The 16029-nt window shown below is 60.1% G+C and carries 14 protein-coding genes and 1 pseudogene; 4 read left to right on the forward strand and 11 right to left on the reverse strand.

What is annotated here, in order from left to right; genetic code table 11:
* Nucleotides 1–6: 6 nt before the first annotated feature.
* Nucleotides 7–600: a fasciclin domain-containing protein gene (locus IMW75_RS05860; RefSeq protein ID WP_082069185.1), complete on the reverse strand. Its 594-nt coding sequence runs from the start codon at nt 598–600 to the stop codon at nt 7–9.
* Between the two features lie 328 nt (nt 601–928).
* On the opposite strand from IMW75_RS05860, the gene IMW75_RS05865 reads away from it, so the two are divergent.
* Nucleotides 929–1486 (forward strand): DUF2780 domain-containing protein, encoded by a 558-nt coding sequence (locus tag IMW75_RS05865; protein WP_205892084.1) that lies wholly within the window; start codon nt 929–931, stop codon nt 1484–1486.
* 1 nt (nt 1487) lies between these two features.
* Here IMW75_RS05865 and IMW75_RS05870 read toward each other — a convergent pair whose 3' ends face one another.
* Nucleotides 1488–2375, reverse strand: a complete 888-nt coding sequence (locus IMW75_RS05870; protein WP_045059917.1) for an acyltransferase — start codon at nt 2373–2375, stop codon at nt 1488–1490.
* 311 nt (nt 2376–2686) lie between these two features.
* Between IMW75_RS05870 and rloA2 the strand changes: the two genes are divergently transcribed.
* On the forward strand, nt 2687–3193 hold the full coding sequence (gene rloA2 / locus IMW75_RS05875; protein ID WP_045059918.1) for a retropepsin-like aspartic peptidase RloA2: 507 nt from the start codon (nt 2687–2689) through the stop codon (nt 3191–3193).
* 73 nt (nt 3194–3266) lie between these two features.
* Nucleotides 3267–3397 (forward strand): annotated as a pseudogene (locus IMW75_RS05880) (two-component system response regulator CreB); the annotation flags it as partial.
* A gap of 83 nt (nt 3398–3480) precedes the next feature.
* Here IMW75_RS05880 and IMW75_RS05885 read toward each other — a convergent pair.
* The 8 genes from IMW75_RS05885 to IMW75_RS05920 all read right to left on the reverse strand — a co-directional run bounded on the left by IMW75_RS05885 (nt 3481) and on the right by IMW75_RS05920 (nt 12689).
* Nucleotides 3481–4110, reverse strand: a complete 630-nt coding sequence (locus tag IMW75_RS05885; RefSeq protein ID WP_205892085.1) for a glutathione S-transferase — start codon at nt 4108–4110, stop codon at nt 3481–3483.
* A 385-nt stretch (nt 4111–4495) separates the two neighbouring features.
* Nucleotides 4496–4675 (reverse strand): hypothetical protein, encoded by a 180-nt coding sequence (locus tag IMW75_RS05890; RefSeq protein ID WP_045059919.1) that lies wholly within the window; start codon nt 4673–4675, stop codon nt 4496–4498.
* The gene (locus IMW75_RS05895) at nt 4672–5802 is read right to left on the reverse strand and encodes a PepSY-associated TM helix domain-containing protein (RefSeq protein WP_205892086.1); all 1131 of its coding nucleotides are present in this window, start codon (nt 5800–5802) and stop codon (nt 4672–4674) included. Before IMW75_RS05895 ends, IMW75_RS05890 begins: the two co-directional genes overlap by 4 nt.
* A gap of 71 nt (nt 5803–5873) precedes the next feature.
* Entirely contained in the window at nt 5874–8303 is a 2430-nt protein-coding gene (locus IMW75_RS05900; protein ID WP_205892087.1) for a TonB-dependent siderophore receptor, read from the reverse strand.
* A 148-nt stretch (nt 8304–8451) separates the two neighbouring features.
* Nucleotides 8452–9417, reverse strand: a complete 966-nt coding sequence (locus tag IMW75_RS05905; RefSeq protein WP_205892088.1) for a FecR domain-containing protein — start codon at nt 9415–9417, stop codon at nt 8452–8454.
* The gene (locus tag IMW75_RS05910; protein WP_122841221.1) at nt 9414–9932 is read right to left on the reverse strand and encodes an RNA polymerase sigma factor; all 519 of its coding nucleotides are present in this window, start codon (nt 9930–9932) and stop codon (nt 9414–9416) included. Before IMW75_RS05910 ends, IMW75_RS05905 begins: the two co-directional genes overlap by 4 nt.
* 112 nt (nt 9933–10044) lie before the next feature.
* Nucleotides 10045–10752: a 3'-5' exonuclease gene (locus tag IMW75_RS05915; RefSeq protein ID WP_045059924.1), complete on the reverse strand. Its 708-nt coding sequence runs from the start codon at nt 10750–10752 to the stop codon at nt 10045–10047.
* Complete coding sequence (locus tag IMW75_RS05920; protein WP_205892089.1) at nt 10749–12689, reverse strand: putative nucleotidyltransferase substrate binding domain-containing protein; 1941 nt, start codon at nt 12687–12689, stop codon at nt 10749–10751. Before IMW75_RS05920 ends, IMW75_RS05915 begins: the two co-directional genes overlap by 4 nt.
* Before the next feature lie 249 nt (nt 12690–12938).
* Here IMW75_RS05920 and IMW75_RS05925 point away from each other — a divergent pair, with 249 nt between their 5' ends.
* Nucleotides 12939–13385, forward strand: coding sequence for a response regulator (locus tag IMW75_RS05925; protein ID WP_045059926.1), 447 nt, complete (start codon nt 12939–12941; stop codon nt 13383–13385).
* 86 nt (nt 13386–13471) lie between these two features.
* Here IMW75_RS05925 and IMW75_RS05930 read toward each other — a convergent pair whose 3' ends face one another.
* On the reverse strand, nt 13472–15649 hold the full coding sequence (locus tag IMW75_RS05930) for a malate synthase G (RefSeq protein ID WP_205892090.1): 2178 nt from the start codon (nt 15647–15649) through the stop codon (nt 13472–13474).
* Nucleotides 15650–16029: the final 380 nt, after the last annotated feature.

Below are 16029 nucleotides of genomic sequence, written 5' to 3' on the forward strand. Positions count from 1 at the left end.
TACAACTCAACCTTTCGGCATCAGCACTTTGTCGATGACCTGAATCACGCCGTTTGACTGGTACACGTCGTAGGTGGTGATATCGGCGACATCACCTTTTTCATCTTTGATGGTGATGTTGTGCGGGCCGTTCATCATCGCCCAGAGCTTGCCGCCAGCGACGGTGGTGAGTTCGGTCTTGCCGCCACCGGCCTTGATCTTCTCGGTCAGGGTCATCATGTCGAGTTTTCCGGCGACGACGTGGTAGGTGAGGATTTTGGTCAGGGTGGCCTTGTTTTCAGGTTTGAGCAGCGTATCGACGGTGCCGGCGGGCAGGGCGGTAAAGGCCGAATTGACCGGTGCGAACACGGTGAATGGGCCTTTGCCTTTGAGCGTGTCGACGAGGCCGGCGGCTTTCACGGCGGCGACCAGCGTGGTGTGGTCTGAGGAGTTCACCGCGTTGTCGACGATGTCTTTGCTCGGCAGCATGCTTTGGCCGCCGACCATCACCGCGTCATGGCTCATGGTTGCCGCTTGCACGGTGTTCAGGACGGATCCGCCGCCAAGGGCCAGGGTCAGCAGGCTGGCAATCAACGGCGTTTTCATCGAAGTGCGTTTCATGGTAGTGATCCTTGAGGAGGGAATCGGCCAGGAATGTCTGTCCGTGCTTGATATACGCGGCCGGGTCTAGACTGGATGCACCACGAAGAAACTCTTTTTACGGGTCACAACGCCGGACCTTGTAGGAGCTGGCAAAGCCTGCGATCTTTTGATCTTGATTTTGGGCGGGCTTGAATGCGCTGAAGATCAAAAGATCGCAGCCTTCGGCAGCTACTACAGAAGCTGCGACAGGCTTACAGATGCGGGAACAATCCTCCGGGAAACCAGTCGAACGCACAGCTTTTCGCCGCTCATGGGTGGGCGGTTTATGCCTAAAGAGGTTGTCTCGATGAAGATTTCACGCGGTTTTGCACTGGCTTCGCTCATGACCCTGGCGGCCAGCCCGGTGTTCGCCGGGTTCACCCTGGACGATCTGACCAAAGCGGCGTCGAGCATGCAGGGCGGTGATGCGGCCACTAAAGCGGCGCCGACCTCGGAAACGGCGGGTCTGCTCGGCGCGCTGACTTCGCAGTTGAATGTAAAACCCGAGCAAGCCGTCGGTGGCGCCGCGGCGATGCTGGGCCTGGCGAAGAATCAGCTGAGTTCGACCGACTATTCCGAACTGGCCAAAAGCGTTCCGGGGATCGACAAGTTGTCGGGCGGTGGTGAGCTGGGCGCGTTGGCCGGTTTGCTCGGCTCGAACGGCAAGGCGGCAGGGCTGGACAATGCCTTGGGCACCGTCAAGGACACCAACGACCTGAACAATGCGTTCAGCGCCCTGGGCATGGACACCGGCATGATCGGCCAGTTTGCCCCCTTGATCCTGCAATACCTCGGTCAACAGGGCGTTGGTGGTTCGCTGCTGCAAAGCCTCGGCAGCATCTGGGGCGCAGGTACCGGCACCTGATTCAGCGGCGCCCGGCGCGCAAGGCGTCGATGCGCTGATCTTTTTCGATCCAGAGCTGGTTGACCCAGTTTTGGATTTTTTCGCGAAAAACCGGATCGTTTTCGTAATCGCCCTGCCACAGCGCGGGGTCGAGTTCGCGGGTGTTGATGTCGATGATGACCCTCGGCAAGTTGCCGCTGATCAGGTCCCGGAAGCCCGGGATTTTCTGCTGCGGATAGACCACGGTGACGTCGAGAATCGCATCCAGCTGCTCGCCCATCGCCGCCAGCACAAACGCCACACCGCCCGCCTTGGGTTTGAGCAGGTGGGTGAAGGGTGATTGCTGATGGGCGCTTTTCGCGGCAGTGAACCGGGTACCTTCCAGGTAATTGACCACCGTCACCGGCTGGCGCTTGAACAGCTCGCAGGCCGCCTTGGTGATTTTCAGATCCTGGCCGGCAAGCTCCGGGTTCTTTGCCAGGAAGGCTTTGGTGTAGCGCTTCATGAACGGGTAATCCAGTGCCCACCACGCCAGCCCCAGGAAGGGCACCCAGATCAGTTCTTTCTTGAGGAAAAACTTGAAGAACGGCGTGCGCCGGTTCAGCGTCTGAATCAGCGCCGGAATATCGACCCAGGATTGATGATTGCTGATCACCAGATAGGACGTGTCAGTGCGCAAGTTATCGCCGCCACGGATGTCCCATTGCGTGGGGATGCACAGCCGGAAGATCAGCTTGTCGACTTCCGCCCAGGTCTCGGCGATCCACATCACCGCCCCCGACGCGTAGTCGCGCAGGCGCCCGGGCAGCACCAGCTTGAGCAAGGCAAACACCATCAGCGGCCCGAACAGGACCAAGGTGTTGAGCAACAGCAGCAGGGTAACGAAACAGCCGGTGAGCAGTCGGCGCATAAGTCACTCTTGAAATCATTTGGGCGCGTCATGATAAGCAGCTTCGGGCGCGAGGCCAAATCGGTGATGACGAATGTTTCACCTGGCTGGCGGTATGCTTGACCTCATTAACGGTCCTCAGGTCTTGTGGTGATTGATCCGACCTCTTCTCGGGCAATCCCGCTTCCACAGTAGATTGAGGTGTGCAAGATTTTTTGAACCACCCAAAACCCTGTGGGAACGGGCTTGCCCGCGACGCGATCGTAAGAACGAACGAATTACCCACTGGCTGTCTAAAATTGCGCTGCCCACTTTTCAAGGATGCCCACTACGTGAAATCCCTCTTCGCCCTGCTGACCTTGGTGGCCCTGCCAGTGATGGCCGCCGAGCCGACCCTGTACGGTCGCTACGAATACATCGCGCTGCCGGAAATCGGCGGCGAAGTGCTCAAGGCCAAAATGGACACCGGCGCCCTGACCGCGTCGCTGTCGGCCAAAGACATCGAGACCTTCACCCGTGACGGTGATGAGTGGGTGCGTTTCCGCCTTGCGACCAAGGATGCGAGCAATAAGGTCTACGAGCACAAGATTGCGCGGATCAGCAAGATCAAGACCCGCTCGGAAGAGGATGCGGACGATGATGAGTCGGCGGCGCCGACCAAGCGTCCGGTGGTGGATCTGGAGCTGTGCCTGGGTAACGTCAAACGCACGGTCGAGGTCAATTTGACGGATCGCAGCAGTTTTAACTATCCGTTGTTGATTGGGGCAAAGGCGCTGCGTGAGTTTGGTGCGGCGGTGAATCCGGCTCGGCGTTTTACCGCGGATAAGCCTGATTGCTGAGCATTGGCTGCCGATTGACGTCGCATCAACCTGGTTCACCGTTCCCCCCACTTAACTGACGGGCCCGCACGCCATGCCCCATATCCTGATGGTCGAAGACGAAGCCGCCATTGCCGATACCCTGATATTCGCCTTGCAGGGCGAGGGCTTTATCTGATTTTCCTCTGCGCCCGAGATGCGGAAATCGATCGCGTGGTAGGGCTGTAAATCGGTGCCGACGATTACGTAGTCAAACCGTTCAGCCCCCAATCGGACCATCTTTTGAGGCCATTGCTTTGAACTGAAATTCAAACCTTGGGCATTGTGGCCAACATCGAAGGCCGCTGGCTCACCTCGAAATACCACGCCGCCAGCTGCGGATTAGGCTCGCGCCAAGCCAGGTCCGGATGGCGCAGATCCAGATAACCAAGGGCACAAGCCACACTGATCGCCGCCACATCAAAATGACTGGTCAGCTCGGCGATGGCCTCTGCTTCAAGCAATGCGAGCGCGCGGCGGATTTTGTCGCGCTGGCCGTCAAGCCAGGCATCCCAGTGTTTTTCCGGGGCGCGCAGGGCGACTTCGTAACGTGTGAGCACGGCGGCGTCCATGATGCCGTCGGCCATGGAGGCGAGCGTCAGGCGGCGCCAGCGGGCCGAGCCTTCGCGGGGGATCAGCGGATTGCCAACGTGCTGGTGATCGAGGTAATCGAGGATCACCCGGCTGTCGTGGATGAAGTTGCCGTCGGCCAGGCGCAGGGCGGGGATTTTGCTCAGGGGGTTGTCGTTGATCAGGCTCGGGTCTGGGTCGACTGGGGAGAGCACGCAGTTTTGCAGGGCGACTCGGTCCTGTTGACCGGTTTCGTGCAGCAGCACCATGACTTTGCGTACGAAAGGCGAGAGGGAGTTGTGGTAGAGGGTCATGGTCGGGGTGGACATGGCGGCGTCTCGGTCAGTGGTGGTGGCAGGCAGCGGTGGGAGCAAGGCTTGCCCGCGATGACGGTAGCACATCTGAAATTGATGTAACTGACGCACCGCCATCGGTATATCAGCCGAAACAGATGTCGACTGATATACCGCTTTCGCGAGCAAGTCCGCTCCCACAGGTTTTGCATTTTCAGGTGGCGGGCAACGAGGGGACCGTAGGAGCTGCCGCAGGCTGCGATCTTTTGATCTTGAAAATCAAAAGATCAAAAGATCAAAAGATCAAAAGATCAAAAGATCAAAAGATCAAAAGATCAAAAGATCAAAAGATCAAAAGATCGCAGCCTGCGGCAGCTCCTACGGGGACGTCGCGTTATCGGCATTATTGACGTTACCGGCGTTACCGGCGTTGCAGGAGGCCTCGCAGGGCGAAGGCGGCGGGAATGCCCAGGCCCAGCCAGCTCAAAGCATCCCACACGCCATCGCCCAGCAACGCCGCGAACAACCCGGCGGCGGTGAACAGGCCGATGACCGTGGGAATGGCAAAGACTTTCCAGAAATTCGACTGGCGCGGCCTCATGCTTGAGCCTCCGCAGTTTCAAGCACAGGCTTTGCCGCTTTGCGCCGCACGACCCACAGGTACACCCCGCTGCCGAGCACGATGATGGTCAGCACATCCAGGGTCGCCCACAGGATTTTCATCGGCATGCCGCCGTAATCACCAAAGTGCAACGGCTGCGACATGCCCATGACGTCCATGTACCACGGCCGCTCCGCCACGGCAGTGACTTGCAGGGTGCTGGCGTCAATCAGCACTGGCGTCAGCAGGTGGGAGGTCAGGTGCGTGTTGCCTTTCATGAATACGGCGTAATGATGCTCGCTGGAGAACCGCGTGCCGGGGAAGGCGATGAAGTCGGGTTGCATGTCCGGTGCGACCTCGCTGGCGATGTCCAGCAGGCGAGTCGGTGGCGCGAGCTGCGTCAGCACGGGTGCGTCGGCATAGGGCGCGATCATCGCGCCCAAGGCCTCATTGCGCCATGCCGCGATCAGCAGGTCGGCACAGGCGCTGATCACTCCGGTGACACCGACCACCAGCATCCAGGTCAGGGCCACGACGCCGATCAGGTTATGCAGGTCGAGCCAGCGCAGGCGTGTGGATTTATCCTGGCGCACGGTGGCGAATTTCAACCGGCGCATGAATGGCAGGTACAGCACTGTCCCGGACACGATGGCTACCACGAACAGAATGCCCATGAACGCCAGCAACAGCTTGCCCGGCAGGCCGGCGAACATGTCCACGTGCAGTCGCAGCATGATCATCATGAAACCGCCGTTCGCCGAAGGCATTTCCAGTGCTTCACCGGTGCGGGCGTCGAGCATGAAGGTATGGGACGAATTCGGCTCGGTTCCGGCAGTGGCCGCCATGATCGCGAACGCGGCATTGGGGTCTTCTTCGTCGAAACCGAAGTACTGCATGACTTCGCCCGGCCGATGTTTTTCCGCCGCCAGCACCAGTTGCTGCAAGTTCAGCCGCGCAGTGCCGGCGGGCATTTCCTTGAGCTCGGGTGCATCGCCCAGGAGATGGTCGATCTCGTGGTGAAAAATCAATGGCAAGCCGGTTACCGCCAGCATCAGCAGGAACACGGTGCAAATCAGGCTGGTCCAGGTATGGACGAAGGACCAGCGGCGGATCGTTTTACTCTTCATTTGCAGCCCTTCAGAAATACCAAAGCCGTCCTCGAAGGACGGCCCGGTGTTGGGTGTGTCAGGTCAAGCGTTTACCACTTGTAGGTCGCACTGGCGACGACACTGCGCTGGTCGCCGTAGTAGCAATAGAAACTGTCACAGGTGGAGATGTAATCCTTGTCGAACAAGTTGGTGGCGTTCAGTGCCAGGGACGCGCCTTTGAGGCTGTTGTCCAGGCGGCCGAGATCGTAGTGGACAGCGGCGTCGAACACGGTGAAAGCGTCCGCCTTGCCCAGCTCGGTGTTGGCCTGGTCGCCATAGGTATTACCGGTGTAGCGAACGCCGCCGCCTACGCCGAAGCCGTCGAGCACACCGGTGTGCCAGGTGTAGTCGGTCCACAGCGAAGCCTGCTGGTTGGGCATCAGTTGCAGGCGATTGCCCTTGAACGCGCCGTCCTGTACCTCGGATTTGGCCAGGGTGTAGGCCGCGATGACCTTGAGGTTTTCGGTCACGTCGGAGACGGCTTCCAGTTCCAGCCCTTTGACTTTCACTTCGCCGGTCTGGCTGGTGATCGAGACATTATTGGAGTTGGTGGTGGTGACGGAGACGTTCTTCTGCGTCAGGGTATACACCGCAGCGGTCAGCAGGGTGTTGCTCCCAGGCGGTTGATACTTGATACCCAACTCCCATTGCTCGCCTTCGGTAGGCTTGAACGAATCGGTGGGCGAGGCCGTGGCGTTGCTGGTCGGCTGGAACGATTCGGCGTAGGACAGGTAGGGCACGATGCCGTTGTCGAACACGTAGCTGATGGCCGCATTGGCGCTGAATTTCTTGTCGCGCTCGGTGTTGGTGGCATCACCTTTGTTGAAAAAATTGGTACCGGTGTGCACCCAGTCTTCACGACCGCCCAGCGTCAGTCGCCATTGATCGATGTACATCTGGTCCTGCACATACAGGCCGGTCTGGTAGGTCTTCTGATCGTAGTCGTAGAACGCATCGGAACGCGGCGGGCGCACGATGGGCAGTCCATAGACGGGATTGTTGACGTTGGTGGTCAGGCCATCACCGAAAATCGAGGTGTAGTTGGTGTTGGTGCGCTGGTGATCGAGGCCGATCAACAAGGTGTGACCTACATCACCCGTGGCGAAATCGGCCTGGAAGTTGTTGTCCACGGCGAACTGGCTGATGTCCTCGTCGACGCTGGTGCTCGAACGGCCGACGTTGCCTTGGGCGTCCACCTGGGTGAACGGGTAGGCGCCGGGGGTGAGCGCCTGGAACGACAGGTCCGATTTGGTGTAGCGCAGGTTCTGTTTGAACTGCCAGACATCGTTCAGGCGATGCTCGAAGGCATAACCCAAGGCGTAGTAGGTGCGGTCGTAGTATTCCCAGTCTGGATCACCGAGGTTCTTGTGATGGGAAATGTCACCCAGTGGCGAGTGGATTTTGGTGCCCTGAATCGGCAGGAACTGGCTGGTGATGCCGGTATCGTCGCGGGTGAACTGCGTCAGCAGGGTGAATTTGGTGTCATCGTCGATGTTCCAGGTCAGGCTGGGCGCAATGTTGTAGCGCTTGTTATCGACGTGGTCGATCTGCGTGCCACTGTCGCGGACCACTGCGCTTAGGCCGTAGAGGAACCGACCGTCTTCGTCGATCTTGCCGGTGCTGGCAAAGTTGATCTGGCGATGATTGTCACTCCCATATTCCACCTGGATTTCACTGCTCGACTCGGCGCTGGGGCGGCGGCTGACCATGTCCAGCATGCCGCCCGGTGGGGTCTGGCCATACACGGAGGAGGCCGGACCGCGCAGCAGGGCGAGTCGATCGAGGTTCCAGGTTTCCTGTTTCGGGTTGGCGTATACGCCTTTTGGCAGCGGCAGGCCGTCGAGGAACTGGGTCGGTTCGAAGCCGCGTACACGCAACCAGTCGGCACGGGTGTCGCTGCCGTAGCTGCTGGCGACGATGCCGGGCATGTAGCGCACGGCGTCATCAATATTCTGTACGTTGCGGTCGTCCATCTGCTGGCGAGTGACGACCGAGATCGAGCGCGGTGCTTCCACCAGGGCAGTGTCGGTCTTGGTGCCGGCAGCAGTGCGAGTGGCGAGGTAGCCGCCAACCGGGCCCCAGGCGCTCTCGGTGTTTTCCACTCCTGTCACATTGGTCGTCGGCAGGGCCATCACGCCCTCAGGCACGGCCACCAGGCTGAACGTGCCCGCGCTGCTTTGCTCCAGTTGCAAGCCGGTGCCACGCAACGCTTCGCGCAAGGCGCCGGTGGCGTCGAACTGGCCCTGGACGGGTGCAGAGGTTTTACCGGCGGCAAGCGAGGGGTTCAGCGACAGCGCAAGGCCCGCCTGGCTGGCGATCTGGTTCAAGGTGCTGGCCAGGGGAGCCGCCGGCAAGTTGTAGGCGCGCACGCTGGAGGCCTGCTCGGCGGCCAATAGCGGGCCGCTGGCCAGCGGGGCGCTGAGGGCAATGGCCACGGCCAACAGGCTGGGGCGCAACAAGGTGTCTAGCGTACGGGACATAAAGCGGCTCCTGAAAGGGAATACTTCTCAATTGCCTAGGTGCCGAACGAAATTCCAAAAGTGATAGGGCCAGGTGAAAATAATTTTGATTCAGGTTTTGCAGTGAATCTCCTGGCCTCCTCGCGAGCAAGCCTTGCTCCCACAGGTTTCAAGGCTCAGCCTTCGCCACCGTCACCCACCACTGCGTGTGCTGCTCAATCTGCACTGGCAGTGTTGGCAGCAATGCGCGCAAGGCCTTGTCGGTATCCTTCAACGGGAAACTGCCGGTGATCCGCAGGTCTGCAATTTCGGGCGCTACGCCCAGATAACCCGGCCGGTAACGACTCAGTTCATGCACCAGGTCTTCCAGGCGCGCGTTGTCCACCACCAGCATGCCGCGAGTCCAGGCGTCGGCGCCGGGCTTGAGCGCGACGACCGGGCCCAGGCCGTTGTTGCGCATCAGCACCTGCTGGCCTTCGCGCAGAATCTGTTCGTCGCGACTCGCCTGCGGGTGGGCGGCCACTGCGGATTTCAACACGCTAAGGCGTGTGCCATCCTCTTCGCGCTTGACCAGGAACCGCGTTCCCAGTGCGCGCAGGCTGCCTTCGCGGGTTTCGACGATAAACGGCCGGGCATCGCCGTGGCCGGTTTCAACGAGGATTTCGCCGTCCTGAAGAATCACCCGACGCTGCGTCTCGTCAAACCGCACGTCCACGGCGCTATGGGTGTTCAGGTTGATCACGGTGCCGTCGCTCAGGCGCAAGGTGCGCTGCTCGCCAGTGGCCGTGCGCTGATCGGCCAGCCAATAGTCGAGCGGCAAGTAACGCTCTCCCGCAAACAATGCCAGGCCAATCACCGCCACGATGCTGGCCAGGCCGCTGCCCAGCTTGCGCACGCGTCGGCGGATGCCCTCACGCGATTGCAGCAACGCGGCGCGGGCCGGGCCACTGGCGACACTGAAACGCTGGTCAAGCATGCCCAACTGACGCCAGGCGCGCGCGTGCTCTTCGTGGGCGGCGTGCCATTTGGCGAACTCTTCGCGCTCCACCGGGTTGGCGCAATCCAGTGACAGCTGCCAGGCAATCGCCGCGTCCAGTACCTGGGCCGAGACCGGTTTGGAGCTCACGGGGCTCATGCTGGCTCACCGTACAGCGCGATGTAGCACTGGCGAATGCCCTGGGCCAGGTATTGCCTGACCCGGGGTACCGACACCCCGAGACGCTGGGCGATTTCTGCGTGGCTGAGGCCGTCGAGACGGTTATACAGAAACGCCGCACGCGCCTTGCTCGACAGTTTGCCGAGCAGGCGATCGATGTTTTTCAGGTCTTCGAGAATGAGTTGCTGCTCTTCCACCGAGGGGTGTTCGCCCTCGGGAATGAGCATCAGCTCGGTCAGGTAGGCTTGCTCCAGGGCGGCGCGGCGGAAGTAGTCGAACAGCAGACCCTTGGCGATTGCCACCAGAAACGCCCGGGGTTCGCGGGGCTCGTGCAGTTCGCCACGCCCCAGCAGTCGTACGAACGTGTCCTGACTGAGGTCTTCGGCCCGTTGCGGGCAGGCAACGTTGCGGCGCAGCCAAGCCAATAGCCAGCTGCGGTGGTCGCGATATAGCGCACCGACGAGCTCACTGTGAGGGCTTTGGACTGACGGCACGCAGCATCACCGATTGGGAAGAGTTAACTAACGAGAATTGTTCGCGATTGTGGCAGAGGCGGGGGAGGTAAGCAATTGGCGCTGGTCGGGTGGTTTAGTCAGGCGCCGTCTATCAGAAGGAGGGAGACTGCTGCCGCCGCTTCCACTGACTCAGCCGCTGCTGCAGATTCAACGGGCTGTGAATCTGCTGCTGCCGTGCCCGGCTGAACAGGATCAGTGCCAGTTCGGCGGTGGCCAGTGCGTCGGCACTGGCGTTATGGCGCTCGAACACTTCGAGTTTGAACCAGTCTATCCACTCGTCCAGTCCGGCCTCGCGGATAGGCGCCTGGGGGCACAACAGCGGGGCGATGTCTGCCACATCGAGAAAGGTATTCTGCAACTTGTACCCCAGATGATCCTTCAGTGCCCGGCCGAGCATGTGCTGATCGAAGGGGGCATGAAAAGCCAGCACCGGGCTGTCCCCCAGGAACTCCATGAACTCCAGCAACGCCTGCGCCGGATCGCTGCCCGCCGCAATGGCGCTTGGGCCAAGGCCATGGATCAGCACACTGGGGGCCAGTTTCATGTCGGCGCATTGCAGGGTTCGTTCGAACTGCTGACTGAAGTCGATGGCCCCGTCCTCGATCACTACCGCACCAATCGACAACACCCGATCCTTGTTCAGGTTAAGCCCCGTGGTTTCCAGGTCCAGCACCACCCAGCGTTGTTCGCGAAGGCTGCATTCGCTCAGCCCTATCGCCGGCGGCAAGCGACCCAGACGTTGCAATATTTCGCCAGACAGCGCGGGGCCGGCGGGGCGCAACCAGGAAAACAGGCTCACAACTGATACCTCACTGTGAGGCTGCTTTGCAGACGCTGGGCCTGGCGCAGGGATTCACGCAGGATTCGCCGATCCAGCTGATTGAGGCTGTCGGGGTCGACCCGGTTGGAGTAGGGCAGGTTCTCCCGGGTCTGTAGCTGATGCTGCTGCATGCGGGTTTGCTGGATGAAATGATAGGCCTCTTCGTAGGCCGCGCCGTCCAGCCGGTCGATGACCTCTTTATCAACCAGTTGGCGAAAGCGTTCCAGGGTGTTGTTGGTCTCGATTCCGTTGGCCAGCGCCAGCAATCGGGCGCCGTCGACGAAGGGCGTAAGGCCCTGGACTTTCAAATCCATCGTGGCTTTCTCGCCATGTTTGCGTGCCAGCACGAATTCGCGGAAGCGTCCTACAGGTGGGCGGTTGCGCAGGGCATTGTCGGCCATCATGCGCTGGAACAAACGATTGTCGGCGACCTGGTCGAGAATGCCCCTGCGCAATTGTTCACAGCCTTGCTCATCGCCCCAGACCACGCGCAGGTCGAAATAGATACTCGAGCCCAGCAGGTTTTCCGGCGTGGCCTCGCGGATGAACGCCGAGAAACGTCGCGCCCATTCAGCCCGGGACAAACACAGCTCGGGGTTGCCGGCCATGATGTTGCCCTTGCACAGGGTAAAACCGCACAGCGCCAGGCTCTGGTTGATCTGTTGGGCGATGGGTAGCAATTTGCCGCGAATTTCTGCCGCATGGGCGGCGTCCCTCGCCTCGAACAGAATGCCGTTGTCCTGGTCGGTGTGCAGCGTCTGCTCGCGACGGCCTTCGCTGCCGAAACATAGCCAGCTGAATGGCACGCCCGGGTCGCCTTTCTCGGCCAGTGTCAGTTCGATCACCCTGCACACCGTGTGATCGTTAAGCAGGGTGATGATATGGGTGATCTGGGTGGAAGACGCGCCGTGGGCCAGCATGCGCTCCACCAGTTGGCCGATCTCGCCGCGCAGCGCCACCAGGCTTTCCACGCGCTGGGCACTGCGGATAGTCCGCGCCAGGTGCACCAGATCGACCCGCTGCAGGGAAAACAGGTCACGTTCCGACACCACACCGCACAGGCGGTGGTCCTTGACCAGGCAGACGTGGGCAATGTGCCGCTCGGTCATGGCGATCGCTGCATCAAATGCACTGTGGTCCGGGGTTAAAAAGAATGGTGCGCGGGTCATGTGCCGTTCTATGGCTTCATTGAAGTCGTTGGTGCCGCCTGCCACCACGTGCCGCAAGTCGCGCAGGGTGAAAATCCCCAGCGGCGCCTTATCGCCATCGACCACCACAATGCTGCCGACCTGTTGTTCATGCATCAGGGTCACGGCTTCGCGCAGTGGCGTGACCGGGCTGCAGGTCACTGGATGACGCATGGCCAACTCGCCCAGGCGGGTATTGAGCGAGTATTGGGTGCCCAGGGTTTCCACGGCTTTTTGCTGGACTTGCTGGTTGACCTGATCCAGCAGGCTGCTGACGCCACGCAGGGCGAAATCGCGAAAGGTGTGGGAAAGCGCGAACAGTTTGATGAACGCCAGCTTGTTCAGTTGCAGGCAGAAGGTGTCTTCAGCCGCCAGGTGCTCGGTACGAGTGGCCCGCTCACCCAGCAACGCTGCGAGAGGAAAGCACTCGCCGGTGGTGATTTCGAAGGTGGTTTCGGTGCCGCCTTTGGCGGTGTGCGGGCGCTCACCCACGACGCGGCCTTGTTTGACGATGTAGAAGTGTTCAACAGGGCCATCGTCAGGCTTGATGATGCTCTCGCCGGGTCCGTAAAAGCGCAGCTGACATTGCTCGACCAGGTACGCCAGGTGAGCGTGTTCCATGTGATTGAACGGCGGGAAGCGCTGAAGGAACTGCAAAGTGCCCTGGATGTTTTGCAACACCGCAGTCTTCCCTGCCTGGGTGAAGGCGTCCACTTTACTCATAACCATTACCGCAGTCGTTTGGAATTATTGTTGTCGGATGACTTCAACATGGTCGGCCCATGGGCGCAGGGTGCCCATTGGACGTAAGTCTAGGTAGGCAACGACCGGATTAACTATCGGAAGAGTCCGACGTAACGTTGGGAAAAATCTCACTCCCCACCTATTGGAAATAAATCCGACGAAGTGCACATTGAACCGCTGGCTGGCGATGTCTCACGAGTGGGCCAGGAACGATTTGTAACCTTTGAGAAAGCCATGTCCGACCAAGATATCCTGAGTGACGCCGAGCGCGAGGCGCTAAGTGCGGTCATGCTCGAACCCGATCTACCGCCCCAGCGTGTGTTGATCGTCGATGATGACAAAGATGCACGTGAATTATTGTCGGAGATCCTGGCGCTGGATGGTATTCGCTGCCTGACCGCAGCCAGCGGTGAAACCGCACTGAAGATGCTGGACGAGAAACCCTCGATTGGCCTGGTGATCACCGATTTGCGGATGGGGCATGTCGATGGCCTGGACCTGATCCGCCAGGTTCGTGAATCGGTGCGGGCGGCGATGCCGATCATCATTGTGTCCGGCGATGCCGATGTGAAAGACGCCATCGCAGCGATGCACCTGAGCGTGGTGGACTTTCTGCTCAAGCCCATTGATACCGTGAAGCTGCTGGGTTTGGTGAAGCACGAGTTGGGATTGGAGCCATAGTCAACTCCCACAAACTATCTCATTCATATGCAAAAAGGCCCTGATCCGAAGATCAGGGCCTTTTTTTGTTCGCCGCTAGCGTTTACTCAGAGGCCATTGGCAGCCTTGAACTCACGGCGACGACGGTGCAGGACCGGCTCGGTGTAGCCGTTCGGCTGCTTCGTACCTTCCACCACCAGTTCGACCGCCGCCTGGAAGGCAATGTTGCTGCCGAAGTCCGGAGCCAGTGGGCGGTACAGCGGGTCGTTGGCGTTCTGACGGTCAACCACCGGCGCCATGCGCTTGAGGCTTTCCATCACTTGTTCTTCGGTGACGATGCCGTGACGCAGCCAGTTGGCGATGTGCTGGCTGGAGATACGCAGGGTCGCACGGTCTTCCATCAGGCCGACGTCATTGATGTCCGGCACCTTGGAGCAACCTACGCCCTGATCAATCCAGCGCACCACGTAGCCGAGAATGCCCTGGGCGTTGTTGTCCAGTTCGTTCCTGATCTGCTCCGCAGTCCAGCTCGGGTTCACGGCAAGCGGAATGGTCAGGATGTCGTCCACCGAAGCGCGGGCACGCTTGGCCAGTTCGGCCTGACGAGCGAACACGTCGACCTTGTGGTAGTGCAATGCGTGCAACGCCGCTGCGGTTGGTGACGGTACCCAGGCGGTGTTTGCACCGGCCAGAGGGTGAGCGACTTTCTGTTCAAGCATCGCCGCCATCAGGTCGGGCATTGCCCACATGCCTTTACCGATTTGCGCACGACCTTGCAGGCCGGTGCTCAAGCCAATATCGACGTTCCAGTTCTCGTAGGCGCCGATCCATTTTTCAGCCTTCATGTCGGCCTTGCGCACCATCGGGCCGGCTTCCATGGAGGTGTGGATTTCGTCGCCAGTGCGGTCGAGGAAGCCGGTGTTGATGAACACCACGCGCTCGGCGGCTGCCTGGATGCATGCCTTGAGGTTGACCGTGGTGCGGCGCTCCTCGTCCATGATCCCGACCTTGAGGGTGTTGCGCGGCAGGTCCAGCACGTCTTCGATGCGACCGAACAGCTCGTTGGTGAACGCGGCTTCTTCCGGGCCGTGCATCTTCGGCTTCACGATATAGACCGAGCCCGTGCGGCTGTTCTTGCGCGAATTGTTGCCGTTGAGGCTGTGAATCGCGGCCAGGCACGTTACCAGGCCGTCGAGAATGCCTTCCGGCACTTCGTTGCCGTCCTTGTCGAGGATGGCGTCGATGGTCATCAGGTGACCCACGTTACGCACGAACAACAGGGAGCGGCCATGCAGGCTCAGTTCCTTGCCGTCGACGCCGGTGTAGGTGCGGTCGGCGTTCATGGTGCGGGTGAAAGTCTTGCCGCCTTTGGCAACTTCTTCCGCCAGGTCGCCCTTCATCAGGCCGAGCCAGTTGCGGTAGATCACCACCTTGTCGTCAGCATCGACAGCCGCTACGGAGTCTTCGCAGTCCATGATGGTCGTCAACGCGGCTTCCATCAGGATGTCTTTGACGCCGGCCGCGTCCGTCTGGCCGACGGGGGTGCGGGCATCGACCTTGATTTCGAAATGCAGGCCGTTGTTCTTCAGCAGGATCGCGGTGGGTGCCCCGGCATCGCCATGGAAGCCGATCAGCTGAGCGTCGTCGCGCAGTCCGGAATTACTGCCGCCTTTGAGGGCGACCACCAGTTTGCCGTCAACAATCTTGTAGCTGGTGGAGTCTACGTGCGAGCCGGCAGCCAGGGGGGCCGCTTCGTCGAGGAAGGCGCGGGCGAAGGCAATGACCTTGTCGCCGCGGACCTTGTTGTAGCCTTGGCCTTTTTCCGCACCGTCGGCTTCGCTGATGGCATCAGTGCCGTAAAGCGCGTCGTACAGCGAACCCCAGCGGGCATTGGAGGCGTTGAGCGCGAAGCGCGCGTTCATCACCGGCACCACGAGTTGCGGGCCGGCCATGCGGGCGATTTCGTCATCGACGTTTTGCGTCGTTGCCTGGAAATCGGCCGCTTCTGGCAGCAGATAACCGATGTCTTGCAAGAAGGCTTTGTAGGCCACGGCGTCATGTGCATGGCCGGCACGCGCTTGGTGCCAGCCATCGATACGAGCCTGGAAATCATCGCGTTTGGCGAGTAGGGCTTTGTTCTTCGGCGCCAGGTCATGAATGACCTTGTCGGCACCGGCCCAGAACTTATCGGCGGTGAGGCCGGTACCGGGAATGGCTTCGTTGTTCACGAAGTCGAACAGGACTTTGGCGACCTGCAGGCCACCGACTTGAACGTGTTCAGTCATTGCTTGCCTCACTCTGCTCAGCTATTTCGCTTTTCAGCTCTTCAATTATGACAATGAAGCCTCTGGCCATTTAAACCACAAACCCTGGCGCCAGTACATGCCCTTGCGGGCGGCTGGGGTTGGTCCAATCAACGGCTTGAAGCCTTGCTGATGGGGCTTTCAGGGGTTGCGACTGCGCCTTGGCAGACATCGATCCAACGTTATGTAGTGCGCGCTGCGGCATACTACATGATGAATTGCGGTTGTGAAAATTAGACTAATTGCGTCGTTCTGCGACCCCATGACGCATTGCGGTCGCGACGGGGAACGGGATGTTCTCAAAAAAGTGATGGATTGTTCCAGCTAAATATAAAAAGTTGTACACGATTTGTGGTTTGCAG

The sequence above is a fragment of the Pseudomonas gregormendelii genome, assembly GCF_017114825.1.
In the GTDB taxonomy this organism is placed as follows: Bacteria; Pseudomonadota; Gammaproteobacteria; order Pseudomonadales; family Pseudomonadaceae; genus Aquipseudomonas; species Aquipseudomonas gregormendelii.

Coding starts and splice junctions, on each gene's coding strand:
- IMW75_RS05860 (WP_082069185.1), bottom strand. CDS start 600: ATGAAACGCACTTCGATGAAAACGCCGTTGATTGCCAGCCTGCTGACC.
- IMW75_RS05865 (WP_205892084.1), top strand. CDS start 929: ATGAAGATTTCACGCGGTTTTGCACTGGCTTCGCTCATGACCCTGGCG.
- IMW75_RS05870 (WP_045059917.1), bottom strand. CDS start 2,375: ATGCGCCGACTGCTCACCGGCTGTTTCGTTACCCTGCTGCTGTTGCTC.
- IMW75_RS05885 (WP_205892085.1), bottom strand. CDS start 4,110: ATGTCCACCCCGACCATGACCCTCTACCACAACTCCCTCTCGCCTTTC.
- IMW75_RS05890 (WP_045059919.1), bottom strand. CDS start 4,675: ATGAGGCCGCGCCAGTCGAATTTCTGGAAAGTCTTTGCCATTCCCACG.
- IMW75_RS05895 (WP_205892086.1), bottom strand. CDS start 5,802: ATGAAGAGTAAAACGATCCGCCGCTGGTCCTTCGTCCATACCTGGACC.
- IMW75_RS05900 (WP_205892087.1), bottom strand. CDS start 8,303: ATGTCCCGTACGCTAGACACCTTGTTGCGCCCCAGCCTGTTGGCCGTG.
- IMW75_RS05905 (WP_205892088.1), bottom strand. CDS start 9,417: ATGAGCCCCGTGAGCTCCAAACCGGTCTCGGCCCAGGTACTGGACGCG.
- IMW75_RS05920 (WP_205892089.1), bottom strand. CDS start 12,689: ATGGTTATGAGTAAAGTGGACGCCTTCACCCAGGCAGGGAAGACTGCG.
- IMW75_RS05925 (WP_045059926.1), top strand. CDS start 12,939: ATGTCCGACCAAGATATCCTGAGTGACGCCGAGCGCGAGGCGCTAAGT.
- IMW75_RS05930 (WP_205892090.1), bottom strand. CDS start 15,649: ATGACTGAACACGTTCAAGTCGGTGGCCTGCAGGTCGCCAAAGTCCTG.